This window comes from Lichenicoccus roseus, assembly GCF_005844085.1.
Lineage (GTDB): Bacteria > Pseudomonadota > Alphaproteobacteria > Acetobacterales > Acetobacteraceae > Lichenicoccus > Lichenicoccus roseus.
On the sequence record NZ_VCDI01000003.1, the window covers coordinates 49696 to 62402 of the forward strand.

The following is a 12707-nucleotide window of genomic DNA, read 5'->3' on the forward strand; positions in this document are numbered from 1 at the left end:
GGGGGCGACCACGCGCAACCATGACGCCGCGTTGCCTCTTTGTCTGCCGTGTCATGACGTTTGTGCCGGATGCGTGTCCTGGCTACCATCCAATACCCTCCATTACCATCAACTGGGCGCCGTCGCATGGCGGAGCTGGGAACCGCATGAACGAGGCAAGTCCGATCTCCGGGCCGATTTCAGGCCTGGCGCCGCTGGAGCGCTGGCTGACCGGCCCGCGTGTCGCCGGGCTGCCGATGCGCGACTTCGCCAGCCCGGCGCCGATCCTCTCGTTCGAATTCTTTCCGCCGCGCACGGAGGCGCTGGAGAGCCAGCTCTGGGCTTGCATAAGGCGGCTGGAGACGATGCGGCCGAGCTTCGTATCGGTGACCTATGGCGCCGGCGGCTCCACCCAGGCGCGCACCCATGACACCGTGGCGCGGATCGTCCGCGAGACCAGCCTGACGCCGGCGGCGCATCTCACCTGCGTCGGCGCCTCGCGCGGCGCGGTCGACGACGTGGCCAGGCAATACTGGGATGCCGGAGTGCGGCATATCGTGGCACTGCGTGGCGATCCGCCGAAGGACAGCGCGTTCGAGGCGCATCCGGGCGGCTATGCCAGCGCCGCCGAGCTCGTCGCCGGGCTCAAGCGCGTCGCGGATTTCGAGATCTCGGTGGCCGCCTACCCGGAGAAGCACCCGGAAGCGACCAGCGTGCAGGCCGACCTCGACAACCTCAAGCGCAAGCTCGATGCCGGCGCCACCCGTGCCATCACCCAGGTGTTCTTCGAGGCCGATACCTACCTGCGGTTCCTCGACCGGTGCCTGGCTACCGGCATCACCGAACCGGTGGTGCCGGGGATCATGCCGGTCTCGAATTTCGGCGCGGCGGTGCGATTCGCGGCCTCCTGCGGAACGACGGTGCCGGATTGGCTCGCCGCGATGTTCGGCGGCACCGAGGAGGATGCCGACACCCGCCGCATGGTCGGTGCGGTGGTGGCGGCCGAGCAGGTGCGCCTGCTGCAGGCGAACGGCGTCGACGAGTTCCACTTCTACACGCTGAACCGGCCCGACCTGACCTATGCGATCGCGCACGTGCTGGGCGTGCGCCCGCAGGCCGCGCGACCGGCCGACGATGCCGCCGCCGCCGCGGGCTAGCACCGCGCGCACCGCGCTCCTGGAGGTTGCCTATCTGCAGTACGGGTCGGCCGATGGCTGGCCGGTGCTCCTGCTGCACGGCTTTCCGTATGACGTCCGGGCCTACGACGAGGTGGCGCCCGCACTGGCGGACGCCGGTGCCCGCGTCGTGGTGCCCTATCTGCGCGGCTTCGGCCCGACCCGCTTCCTGGCGGCGGACACCATGCGGAGCGGGCAGCAGGCGGCCCTCGGAGGCGATGTCGTCGCCCTGCTCGACGCGCTCGGGATCGAGCGGGCGATCCTGGCCGGCTTCGACTGGGGTGGGTTGTCCGCCTGTGTCGCCACGGCGCTCTGGCCGGAGCGGGTCGCGGGACTGGTCTCGTATGCCGGCTACGACGTGATCGACATCGACCGGCAGCGCCATCCCGCTGCGCCGGCGCTGGAGCACGTCATGTGGTATCAGCACCTGTTCCAGACCGAGCGCGGCCGCGAAGGGCTGGCCATGCATCGCCGCGCGCTGTGCCGCCTGCTCTGGGAGCAGTGGTCTCCCGGCTGGATGCTCGACGAGGCGCGTTTCGAGGCGGCGGCGGCGGCGTTCGAGAACCCCGACTTCGTCGAGGTGGTCATCCATGCCTACCGGTTCTGCTTTGCCGCGGCCGCCGGCGATCCGGGGCTCGCCGCACACGAGGCGCGTCTTGCCGGCAGGCCCGCGATCACGGTGCCGACGGTCACGCTCGACGGGTCGAGGGATCCGCTGAAGCCTGGCGGCACCGCGGACCACGCCGCCCGGTTCACCGCCCGGCACGAGCATCGGGTGATCGATGCCGGGCATGCCTTGCCCTACGAGGCGCCGGACGCGTTCGCGGATGCGGTGCTGACGGTGCGGCGGTGGGTGGGTGACACGGGCGGTCGGGAACGGCGGCGGTAGCCCACCGCCGTCCCGCAATGCAGCCGCTGTGCTCAGACGACCTTGAGCTTCACGTCGATGTTGCCGCGGGTCGCGTTGGAGTATGGGCAGACCTCGTGGGCCTTGTGCACCAGCGTCTCGGCCTGCTCGCGATCGAGCCCGGGCAGGGCCACCTCGAGGGCGATCTCCAGGCCGAAGCCGCCCTCGGAGCGTGGGCCGATCCCGACGTTGGCGGTCACGTTGGCATCCGCCGGCACCTTCGGGCCGCCCTGCGAGGAGACGAACTTCATCGCGCCGATGAAGCACGCGGCGTAGCCGGCCGCGAACAGCTGCTCCGGATTGTTGCCGGCGCCGCCGGCGCCGCCGAGTTCCTTCGGCGTGCTCAGCCGGACGTCGAGGCTGCCATCGAGGGTGGCGGCGGTGCCGTCGCGGCCGCCGGTGGCGCGTGCGGCGGTATTGTAGAGGACGTTGGTCGGCATCGGGATATCCCTTGCGGTGGTTGCAGAATGTGCATCGCCTGCGATCGAATCGCGCGCAATATAGTCGCGCGCATGGGCGCCATGCGACGAGAGCGGTTGCGATCCGCTCGCACGCGATGCTTCTGGGATGTCATGCGGCCGGACGGAGCCATCATGCAGGACGACGGCTCCACGGCCGAGGATCAGACGCTCGACCAGATGGTCTGCTTTGCCATCTACTCGGCTGGCCATGCGATGAACCGCGTCTACAAGCCGCTGCTCGACGCGCTTGGCCTGACCTACCCGCAATATCTCGTCATGCTGGTGCTGTGGGAGCGCGACGACCTCACCGTCGGGCAGCTCGGCGAGCGGCTGTTCCTGGAGTCCAGCACATTGACGCCGTTGCTCAAGCGCCTCGAGGCGGCCGGGCTGCTGAGGCGCGTGCGCGACAGCCTGGACGAGCGCCAGGTGCGCCTGCTGCTGACCGACGCCGGCCGCCGGCGGCGTGGCGACGCCGCCGCGATCCCGGCCTGCGTCATCAAGGCGACCGGTCGCTCGCTCGTCGAACTGCGCCGCCTGCAGGCCGAGCTCGAGAGCCTGCGCCGCTCGCTACATGAAGCGGCCTGAGGGATCGGCCGGCTTCCCGCCGGTGGCCTCGGCCCGTGGTCCGTCCCAGTGCGAGTAGTCGTACCCGGCGAGGCGGTGGATCAGGCTCGCGACCAGGCCTGACCAGCCGGTCTGGTGCGAGGCGCCAACGCCACGGCCGTTGTCGCCGTGGAAATACTCGTAGAACAGCACCAGGTCGCGGAAGTGCGGATCCTGCTGCAGCAGCGGATAGTCGCCGTGCACCGGCCGACGCCCATCCGCGCCACGCGTGAACAGGCTCACCAGGCGGCGCGACAGCTCGGATGCTACGTCGTGCAGGTTCGCCTGCCGCCCGGAGCCACGCGGAAACTCCACCGTCAGCGTGTCGCCATAGTAGCGGTGATGCCGCAGCAGGCTCTCGATCAGCAGGTAGTTCACCGGCATCCAGATCGGGCCGCGCCAGTTCGAGTTGCCGCCGAACAACCGGCTCTCGCTTTCGCCCGGCCAGTAGTTCAACTCGAAACACTGGCTTTCCCACTCGAGCCGATATGGGTGCTGCTCGTGGAACTTCGAAACCGCGCGCACGCCGCCCGGCGCCAGGAATTCAGTCTCGTCCAGCACCCGGTCGAGGATCGCCGTCAGCCGGTGGGTGCGCAGCAGGGAGATCAGCACGCTGTCGCCATGCCCCGGCACGGTCCAATGCGACACCAGCTGGGCAAGGTCCGGACGGTTCTTGAGGAACCAGGTCATCTGCGCCTTGAGCTGCGGCAGCCGGTCCACCTCGGAGCCCTGCAGAACCGCGGTGGCAAACACCGGGATCAGCCCGACCATCGAGCGCGCGCGCAACGGGATACGGCGGCCATCGGCGAAGCCCAGCTGGTCGTAGAAGAACTGGTCCTGCTCGTCCCACAGGCTGTTGCCTTCGGCGCTGGCGATCAGCAGGAAATGCTCGAAGAACTTCGCCGCGACATCCTCGAAGGCGCTGTCCTGCAGCGCGATCTCCACCGAGATGCGCAGCATCTGCAATGCATACATCGCCATCCAGGCGGTGCCATCGGACTGCGAAAGCTCGCCGCCGGTCGGCAGTGGCGAGGAGCGGTCGAAGATCGCGATATTGTCGAGGCCGAGGAAACCGCCCTGGAAGATGTTGCGCCCCGAGGCGTCCTTGCGGTTCACCCACCAGGTGAAGTTCATCGTCAGCTTGTTGAAGATGCGCTTCAGGAAATGATGGTCCGGCGCGTTGTTGAGCGCGCGGTCGATCTCGAACACGCGCCACGCCGACCAGGCATGCAGCGGCGGATTGGCGTCGCTGAACGACCATTCGTAGGCGGGCAGGGCGGCGTTGGGGTGGGTATACCACTCGCGCGTCAGCAGCAGCAGCTGACCCTTGGCGAAATCCGGATCCACCAGCGCCAGCACCGGGCATTGCAGCGCGAGGTCCCACGACGCGAACCAGGGATACTCCCACTTGTCCGGCATCGAGATGATCTCGGAGGCGTGCACGTGCTGCCAGTCGCCGTTGCGTATGCCGCCGCGTCCCGGCGGCGGCTTCGGACCGGCCGGATCGCCTTCCAGCCACAGCCGGACGTCGTAGTCGTAGAGCTGCTTGCTCCAGATCATGCCGGCGAACGCCTGGCGCTGCACCAGCCTGACGTCGGCATCGTCGTTGCCGATCTGCAGCGCCGCGTAGAACTCGTCCGCCTCTTCCATGCGTTGTTTGAAGATCGCGTCGAAGTCGGCGAAGGCGTCGCCGGTTGCCGACTCCGGTCGCAGCCGCAGCCGCAGCACGCGCTCCTCGCCGGCCGACAGCGACAGCATGTGCAACGCCGCGCATTTGCTGCCCGTCCGCTCGGGATTGACCGCGTGCTGCTGGCCACCCACTAGGTAGTCGTTGATTCCGTCCTTGAAGTAGCCCGACGTGCGTTCGCCGTACAGCCGCGCCACGTTGGTCTCGTTCTCGCAGAAAAGCAGCGTATCGGACGCCTCGACGCTGACCCTTAGCGGGGCGGTGCGGGGGTGCGACAGCAGCACCTGCCTGTCGCCGTCGGCATGCATCACGGCCCTGGTCGCGTCGTGCTCCCAGGACCAGTCGTTGCGTGCCCAGATCTGCGGCAGCACCGACAGCGACGCCGTGTCGGGCCCACGGTTGATGACGCGCACGCGCATCAGGATGTCTTCGGGGTCGGCCTTGGCATATTCGACGAACACGTCGAAATAACGCTGCTCGTCGAACAGTCCGGTATCGATCAGCTCGAATTCCGGGTCGTGCTGGCCGCGTCGGGCGTTTTCCGCAACCAAGCGCTCGTACGGGTAGGCGCCCTGCGGATATTTGTAGAGCATGCGCAGATACGAATGCGTCGGCGTCGCATCGAGATAGTAGTAGAGTTCCTTGACGTCCTCGCCGTGGTTGCCTTCGGAGTTGTTCAGGCCGAACAGGCGCTCCTTCAGGATCGCATCGCGGCCGTTCCAGAGCGCCAGCCCCAGGCACCAGCGCAGCTTCTCGTCACCGAATCCGGCGATCGCATCCTCGCCCCAGCGATAGGCGCGGCTGCGGGCATCGTCGTGCGTGAGATACGTCCACGCATCGCCCTTGGCGCTGTAGTCCTCGCGCACCGTGCCCCACTGGCGGTCGCTGAGATACGGCCCCCAATGCCGCCATGCGGCACCCTCGCGTATCGCACGCAGACGGGCTCCCTCGCGGGTCTGCATGATCGGCGCTGGCTGCATCGGGTAGTCCTTGTTCCTGACGAGGCGGGTGAGCTCAGAGGCCGCGTTCGCGCTTGATGCGATCCCATGCCGCGTTGATGCGCGCGACCCGGTCGCCGGCCTTGGCGATGGCGGCCTCCGGAACGCCGCGCGCGGTCATCAGGTCGGGATGATGCTCGCGCATGAGCTGGCGCCAGGTCTGCCGGATCTCGTCGTCGGTGGCGCCGGGCTTGAGGCCCAGCACGGCGTAGGCGTCCGGCTCGTCCGAGCTCGGCCGGGCGGCGCCGCTCTCGGCCCGGTCCCAGGCGGCGCGGCCCAGCCCGAGAACCGCATGCACCCGCTTGAGGAAGTCGAGCTCGCGGGCGTTCACCGGCCCGTCCGCGCGGGCGATCGCGAACAGCGCCACCAGCACGTCCTCGAGCACCAGCTTGTTGTCCGCAAAGGCGCCGGCCAGCTCGGCGGCGAACGGCTCGAAATCGTCGGTGCGGCTGCGTGCCTGGTCGAACAGCCGGCCGATCTCGCGCGTGCTCTCCGGGGGAATGCGGAAGCAGCGCTTGAAGGTGTCGATCTCGGCACGGTTCACCGGCGCGTCGACCTTGGCGAGCTTTGCCGACAGCACGACGGCCACGATGGCGAACAGCTGGTCCTTGCGTCCCATCACCGCGGCCATGCGCAACGTGACCCGGGCCGCGGCACTGGTCGGATCCGGCGCCAGCCTGGCGCGGGCGTCGCCGCCGACGGCGCCGAGCCAGCCGCCGCCTTGTGGCGGATCGAGCAGCGAGCCGCGGTCGGCGGCATGTCCGAGGGCGGCGCCGATCACGGCTCCGGGTGGGCCGCCAACGGCGAACCCGGTCACTGCACCGAAGACCTTGCCCCAGATCGCCATGCCCTGCCCAATATCATGCGCCGCCCGGGGCGGCCAACGACCACCCCGCCATGCCCACCCTACGGGCCGGCCTGCCGTCGGTTGCACCGGGCTGCCCGTTCAGTCCAGATCGAGCGCCAGGCCACGGCGCGGCCGATCACCGCAGACGGTGTGCGCCAGCTTGAGCAGCGACCGGGCGCTGCGGTCGAGTCCGGCCTGGTCGGCCTGCTCGGCGAGCATCAGCAGCTGGTGCGACAGGGTGAGCGGGCTCACCTTCATGGCCGGGACGAGGTAGGTGGTCGGGCTGATCGAGAGCATGGTGGCAATCCTTTCTGGAAGCGGTCAGCGGCCGTTCCGGCGCTGGTCTCCGATGCCCCGAACATGGCGTGCGAAGCTTACCCGGAGATTAACAACCAGAAGATTTGTCGCATTTTTTCGTGCAACCTGAAGGTGTGTCCCTGGTGCGGTCCAGGGCAAGTACGCGCAGCGCCGAGGCGAGTGGCCGTGCCGGGTCGCGCGCCTGGTCTATCCGCGCCACCAGCGCGGCAAGGCCGACCGACTCTTCCGAGGCAATCCGCTCCAGGGCGCGCCAGAATTCCGCCTCCAGCGCCACCGAGGTCCGGTGGCCGGACAGCGACAGGCTGCGCTTCACCAGCCCGGCGGTCATGACGGCCCGAGTTGCTCCGCCGCCCAGAGGGCCGCCTCCGCCACCACCGGATCGGGATCGCCGGCCAGTGCGCGGGCGGCAGCAGCGAGCCCGGGATCGCGCGAGTTGCCGATCGCGATCAGCACGTTCCGCACGAAGCGGTTGCGGCCGATGCGCTTGATCGGCGAGCCCGAGAAGCGCGCCCGGAAGCCGGCATCGTCGAGGGCGGCGAGTTCGGCCAGCGGCGGCGCCCGCAGATCCTCGCGCGCCTGCAGCTTCGCCTCCCGCGCGGTGGTGGCGAAGCGGTTCCACGGACAGGCGGCGAGGCAGTCGTCGCAGCCATAGATGCGGTTGCCGATCGCCGGGCGGAACTCATGCGGGATGGGTCCCGCATGCTCGATGGTGAGGTACGAGATGCAGCGCCGCGCATCGAGGCGGTACGGCGCCGGGAAGGCATCGGTCGGGCAGGCGGCGAGACACGCCGTGCAGCTGCCGCAACTGCCGGCCGGACGATCCGACGGCGGCAGCTCGAGGCTGGTATAGATCTCGCCCAGGAACAGCCAGGAGCCGTGCCGGCGCGACACCAGGTTGGTGTGCTTGCCCTGCCAGCCGAGCCCGGCCTGTTCGGCGAGCGGCTTCTCCATCACCGGCGCGGTGTCGACGAACACCTTCACCCCGGCCTGGCCGGAGGCCTTCACGATGAACTGGGCGAGGTGCTTGAGCATCCCCTTCACCACGTCGTGGTAGTCGCGGTTGCGGGCATAGACCGAGATGCCGCCGCGATCCGGCCGGCCCTGGATGGCGCGCGGGTCCTCGTCCGGTGCGTACGACAACCCCAGCGACACCACGCTGCGCGCCTCCGGCCAGAGCGCGCGCGGATCGCCGCGCTGCTCCTGGCGCCCGGTGAGCCAGTCCATCTCGCCATGCGCACCGCTGGCCAGGAAGTCGGCCAGTCGGGTGCGCGCCTCCGGACCCAGCCTCGCCTCGGTGAAGCCGACCGCATCGAAGCCGAGCGCCAGTGCCTTGTCCCGGATGCGATCGCGCAGGGTGGTGGCGCCGGTCATGCGGAGGCGGCCGCGCCGCTGCCCGCCCAAGCCCGGCGCAGCGACCCGGCATGACTCTCCAGCCGCTGCTGCAGGATCGCTGCGCGGATGCCGCGCATCAGCGACTGGTAGTATTCGAGGTTGTGCCAGGTCAGCAGCATCGGCCCGAGCATCTCCTCGGCGCGGAACAGATGGTGCAGGTAGGCGCGGCTGTGCCGGGTGCAGGCGAGGCAGGCGCAGCCGGGCTCCAGCGGACCGAGGTCGTCCGCATGGCGGGCATTGCGCAGGTTGAGCTGGCCGAAGCCGGTATAGGCGCGCGCGGTGCGGCCGGCGCGGGTCGGCATCACGCAGTCGAACATGTCGATGCCACGCTGCACGCCGCCCAGCAGGTCGTCCGGGGTGCCCACCCCCATCAGGTAGCGCGGCGCCGTCGCGGGCAGCAGCGGCACGGTGGCGTCCAGGGTCGCGAACATAAGCTGCTGGCCTTCGCCGACCGCGAGGCCGCCGACCGCATAGCCTTCGAAGCCGATTTCCAGCAGCGCACGCACGCTGTCGGCGCGCAGTGCGGGATCGGTGCCGCCCTGCACGATGCCGAACTGCGCGTAGCCGTCGCGTGCCACGAACGCCTCGCGCGACCGCGCCGCCCAGCGCATCGAGAGCTGCATCGAGGCGGCGATGGCCTCGGTCGTCGCCGGCAGCTGCAGGCACTCGTCGAAGCACATGGTGATGGTCGCATCCAGCGCGTGCTGGATCTGCGTCGAGCGTTCCGGGGTGAGCCGGTGCGCGCTGCCGTCGAGATGCGAGCGGAATGTCACCCCGTCCTCGTCGAGCTTCCGCAGGGCCCCGAGGGACATCACCTGGAAGCCGCCGGAATCTGTCAGGATCGGCCCCGGCCAGTCCATGAACCGGTGCAGCCCGCCGGCCATCTGCACCCGCTCGGCGCCGGGGCGGAGCATCAGGTGATAGGTGTTGCCGAGCACGATGCCGGCGCCGGTGGCGCGCACCGCATCCATCGTCATCGCCTTCACGGTGCCGGCGGTGCCGACCGGCATGAAGGTCGGCGTCGGCACGTTGCCGTGCGCGGTGTTCATCGTGCCGGCGCGCGCCGAGCCGTCGACGGCGACGCCTTGCCAGTTGAACTTCATGCCGAGGCCGCCGGATCGCGATGCAGCAGGCAGGCATCGCCATAGGAGTAGAACCGGTAGCCGGTCGAGATCGCGTGGCGGTAGGCGGCCCGCATGCGCTGTTCGCCGGCAAAGGCGCAGACCAGCATGAACAGCGTCGAGCGCGGCAGGTGGAAGTTGGTCAGCAGCAGGTCGGCGGTGCGGAACCGGTGGCCCGGGCGGATGAACAGCCTGGTATCGGCATCCATCGGCCTGACCCGGCCCGACGCATCCACCGCGCTTTCCAGCAGGCGCAGGCTGGTGGTGCCGACGGCGATCACCCGGCCGCCGGCCGCCCGGGTGCGCTCGATGGCATCCGCCGCCGCGGCGCCCACGATGCCGCGCTCGGCATGCAAGGTGTGGCTGCCGACGTCGTCCCCGCGCATCGGCAGGAAGGTGCCGGCGCCGACATGCAGCGTGACCGTGGTGCGCGACACGCCGGCCGTTTCCAGCGCCTGCAGCAGGGCCGGGGTGAAGTGCAGTCCCGCGGTGGGGGCCGCGACTGCGCCGTCGTGGCGGGCGAACACGGTCTGGTAGTCGCTGCGGTCCGCCTCGGTGGGGCCGAGCGGGCGCTCGATATAGGGCGGCAGCGCCAGCGCGCCGGTTTCGCGCAGGAAGTGGTCGAAGCCGGCGCCCTCGACCGAGAAGCGCAGCACCGCGCCACCCTCCTGGTCACGCGAGACGATGCGCGCGGTGATGTCGGTGCCCGCGAAGGCAAGGTCCTCGCCGGGCCGGGTGCGCCGGGCGTTGCGCAGCAGGGCGTGCCAGCTGCCGTCCGGCAGGATGCGGTCGAGGGTGATGCCGATGCGGGCCCCCGGTACCGTGGCATCGCCGACCCGGCTGGCGGCGCGGCTTGCCGAAAGCTGCGCCGGGATGACGGCGGTATCGTTCGCCACCAGCAGGTCGCCGGCGCGCAGCAGGCCGGGCAGATCACGAACGATACGGTCGCCGAGGCCCTGCCGCGAAACCTCCAGCAGACGGGCGCTCTCGCGCGGACGCGCCGGCGCCTGCGCGATCAGCGTGTCCGGCAGGTCGAAATCGTAGTGGCTGGTCGGCAGGATCGCGGGATCGGACAAAGCGGGGTCGGACATGGCGCGGATCATGTGCCGATGCGGCGCCCGGAAGTCGAGGGGCTTGCCGCCGCGGCCCCTCGCATGGTTTGACGCGAACGACCGGCAACCGGAAGTAGAGCGTCTCGATGAAGCAGCACGTAGACAGCCTTGCCCTGTGCGCGATGCTCGCGGCGATGCCGGCCCTGGGCGGCTGTGCGGTGACCGATGCGGTGGCGGCGCACCGCGCGCAGCACGCACTGATAGGCCTGCGCGAGGTCGATCTGGTCGCCTGTCTCGGCAGCCCGGACCAGCATTCCAGCTTCCCCGGCACCGACGTGCTGACCTGGTACACCGCATCGAGCTCAGCGGTCAGCCTGGCGCCGCCGATCGTCGGCGGCATCTCGCTCTCGTTCGGCGGCAACTGCCACATCACCGCGCGGGCCGATGACGGCATCGTCACCAACGTGCTGTATTCAGGCGAGAAGAACGCGCTGTTCGCCACCGACGCGTTCTGCTCGCCGGCGGTCAAGACCTGCCTTGGCTATCTCGACGCGCATCCGCCGCAGCGTCCTGCAACCGGAAACCGGATCGACGCCTCCGCGCCCACGTCCGCGGCGCAGCAGCCGGTAGCCGCCGGCGCGGTCAGCGCGGCGCCACAGCCGGGGGTGTCGCATGCCTCGATGCCGTCCAATACGCCCAGTCCGGCGCCGAACTGAGCGTCGTGCCACTCGATGCGGGCGCGAGGGCGATCTGCCGGCGCACGGCGGTGAGCTGATCCGGGGGTGATGCGGGAGGCGGTCGGCTGCAGCCGCAACTTGGACGTGGTGGCGACCAGGTGCGACACCGCCCGGCATGGCCTGGTGCAGCCGTTCTCCGGCGTCGGCGCGATGGCGGACCGGGAGGTCCGGGATCACCAGGGTGCCGTCCCCGGTGAGCGGCACCAGGGTGGTGTCCGGACAGGCCGGCGCGAACAGCCCGTCATGCTCCACCACGACCGCCGGCCTGCGCTTGTCGGGCGCTTCCGGCAACGCATCGCCGCGCGAGCCGGCGACTACGACAACCACCTGCAACCACCCGCCTGGCCTGCATGGTCAGGCTGCTCCGGCCGGCAGGCTTCCGCCCCCCTCCTGCGCGTCCTGCAGGATCGCCGTCTCCATGTCGTCGAGATCGCGCCGCAACATCTGCAGGGTGAACCGCAGCGGCACGCCGGCGGTGTCGCCCAGCGAGGCAAGGGTATCGTCCAGGTTGGCGATCTCGGCGGCGCCGTCGCCGGGGGCCTCGATGCCCGGCCGGCCATTCTCGATCGCGGCGCAGCGCCGTGCCAGACCGTCGAACACGTCCGTCAAGGCCTGGCTGGCACTGGCCAGGGTGCCGCGCAACGCGACCGCATCGGGCAGCTCGTCCATCGCGCGGGTCACGAACAGCACGTCGCTCTGCAGCCGGCGCAGCATCGGCACCAGCCGCACCAGCAGCGGGTCGGCCTGCTCCAGGGCACTGACATGTTCGCGCCGGGCTTCGATCACCGCGTCGGCCAGCTGGCGCAGCGCGGTGATCGAGGCGTCGTTGAGCGCATCGCGGGAGGATGCCGGACCGCGACCCGTCATCACCTCGGCGAGCAGCTGGCGCAGCACGCCCAGCATCTCGCGGGCGGCGCCGAACGCCTGTTCGCGCGCGCGCGAGCGGAACACCACGAACGACACCACCAGCGACACCAGCGCCCCGGTCAGGATGGCGAAGACACGATCGACCGGGCGGGCGAACGGAGATCCGGGCGAGGGGAACAGGAACACCACCACCAGGGTCACGCAGGTCAGCCGCAGCGTCGGACGTGCGGCGGCGAGCAGCGCGAGCGGCGCCAGCACGACCCAGAACACCGGCATCTTCGGATAGCCGAGCAGCTCCAGGCCGATCGCGGCGGCACCGGCGACGGCGCCGATCAGGGTGCCGACGATCTGGTCGCGGCCCGCCGTCCAGGTGCCGGTGACGCTGCTTGACGTGACGATGGCCGCCGTGATCAGCGCCCAGGGCGCCTCGTGCAGGCCGAACAGTTCCGAGACCGCACCGGACAGGAACACCGAGACCAGGGTCCGCGCCGCCTGCCTGAGCCAGGCGCGATGCCGACGGCCGATCCCGGCACGCAGCAGGGCCTGGATCATGGCAGGATGGC

13 protein-coding genes are annotated in these 12707 nt (G+C 70.1%); 4 read left to right on the forward strand and 9 right to left on the reverse strand.

Translation table 11 applies throughout. From position 1 onward, the window contains the following. The first annotated feature begins 146 nt into the window (after nucleotides 1–146). Together metF and FE263_RS09520 are read left to right on the forward strand one after the other, a co-directional pair. Nucleotides 147–1136 carry a methylenetetrahydrofolate reductase [NAD(P)H] gene (gene metF / locus FE263_RS09515; protein ID WP_138325781.1) on the forward strand — a complete coding sequence of 330 codons (990 nt, stop codon included), beginning with the start codon at nucleotides 147–149 and terminating at the stop codon, nucleotides 1134–1136. Beyond that, nucleotides 1114–2043, forward strand: coding sequence for an alpha/beta fold hydrolase (locus FE263_RS09520; protein ID WP_138325782.1), 930 nt, complete (start codon nucleotides 1114–1116; stop codon nucleotides 2041–2043). The genes metF and FE263_RS09520 overlap by 23 nt, the downstream gene beginning before the upstream one ends. Before the next feature lie 32 nt (nucleotides 2044–2075). Here FE263_RS09520 and FE263_RS09525 read toward each other — a convergent pair whose 3' ends face one another. Further along, nucleotides 2076–2501 carry an organic hydroperoxide resistance protein gene (locus tag FE263_RS09525; protein WP_138325783.1) on the reverse strand — a complete coding sequence of 142 codons (426 nt, stop codon included), beginning with the start codon at nucleotides 2499–2501 and terminating at the stop codon, nucleotides 2076–2078. A 153-nt stretch (nucleotides 2502–2654) separates the two neighbouring features. Here FE263_RS09525 and FE263_RS09530 point away from each other — a divergent pair, with 153 nt between their 5' ends. Beyond that, nucleotides 2655–3107: a MarR family winged helix-turn-helix transcriptional regulator gene (locus FE263_RS09530; protein WP_205880328.1), complete on the forward strand. Its 453-nt coding sequence runs from the start codon at nucleotides 2655–2657 to the stop codon at nucleotides 3105–3107. Here the strand turns inward: FE263_RS09530 and FE263_RS09535 are convergent. The 7 genes from FE263_RS09535 to queA form a co-directional block, all read right to left on the reverse strand. Further along, complete coding sequence (locus tag FE263_RS09535) at nucleotides 3090–5792, reverse strand: MGH1-like glycoside hydrolase domain-containing protein (RefSeq protein ID WP_205880329.1); 2703 nt, start codon at nucleotides 5790–5792, stop codon at nucleotides 3090–3092. The two genes, FE263_RS09530 and FE263_RS09535, sit on opposite strands and share 18 nt — an antisense overlap. Nucleotides 5793–5826: 34 nt before the next feature. Then, a complete protein-coding gene (locus FE263_RS09540) occupies nucleotides 5827–6657 on the reverse strand; it encodes a TerB family tellurite resistance protein (protein WP_138325785.1) in 831 nt (276 codons plus the stop codon). A 99-nt stretch (nucleotides 6658–6756) separates the two neighbouring features. Next, nucleotides 6757–6954, reverse strand: coding sequence for a 23S rRNA (pseudouridine(1915)-N(3))-methyltransferase RlmH (locus FE263_RS09545; RefSeq protein WP_138325786.1), 198 nt, complete (start codon nucleotides 6952–6954; stop codon nucleotides 6757–6759). A gap of 88 nt (nucleotides 6955–7042) precedes the next feature. Continuing rightward, complete coding sequence (locus tag FE263_RS09550) at nucleotides 7043–7303, reverse strand: ribbon-helix-helix domain-containing protein (protein WP_138325787.1); 261 nt, start codon at nucleotides 7301–7303, stop codon at nucleotides 7043–7045. Then, nucleotides 7300–8346, reverse strand: coding sequence for a tRNA epoxyqueuosine(34) reductase QueG (gene queG, locus FE263_RS09555; protein ID WP_138325788.1), 1047 nt, complete (start codon nucleotides 8344–8346; stop codon nucleotides 7300–7302). The genes FE263_RS09550 and queG overlap by 4 nt, the downstream gene beginning before the upstream one ends. Beyond that, nucleotides 8343–9470 (reverse strand): tRNA guanosine(34) transglycosylase Tgt, encoded by a 1128-nt coding sequence (gene tgt, locus FE263_RS09560; protein ID WP_138325789.1) that lies wholly within the window; start codon nucleotides 9468–9470, stop codon nucleotides 8343–8345. Before tgt ends, queG begins: the two co-directional genes overlap by 4 nt. After that, nucleotides 9467–10579 carry a tRNA preQ1(34) S-adenosylmethionine ribosyltransferase-isomerase QueA gene (gene queA / locus FE263_RS09565; protein ID WP_138325790.1) on the reverse strand — a complete coding sequence of 371 codons (1113 nt, stop codon included), beginning with the start codon at nucleotides 10577–10579 and terminating at the stop codon, nucleotides 9467–9469. Before queA ends, tgt begins: the two co-directional genes overlap by 4 nt. A gap of 107 nt (nucleotides 10580–10686) precedes the next feature. Here queA and FE263_RS09570 point away from each other — a divergent pair, with 107 nt between their 5' ends. Next, a complete protein-coding gene (locus tag FE263_RS09570; protein ID WP_138325791.1) occupies nucleotides 10687–11256 on the forward strand; it encodes a hypothetical protein in 570 nt (189 codons plus the stop codon). 375 nt (nucleotides 11257–11631) lie between these two features. Here the strand turns inward: FE263_RS09570 and FE263_RS09580 are convergent, their stop codons facing one another. Then, nucleotides 11632–12696, reverse strand: coding sequence for an FUSC family protein (locus FE263_RS09580; RefSeq protein ID WP_138325792.1), 1065 nt, complete (start codon nucleotides 12694–12696; stop codon nucleotides 11632–11634). Between the last annotated feature and the right edge of the window lie 11 nt (nucleotides 12697–12707).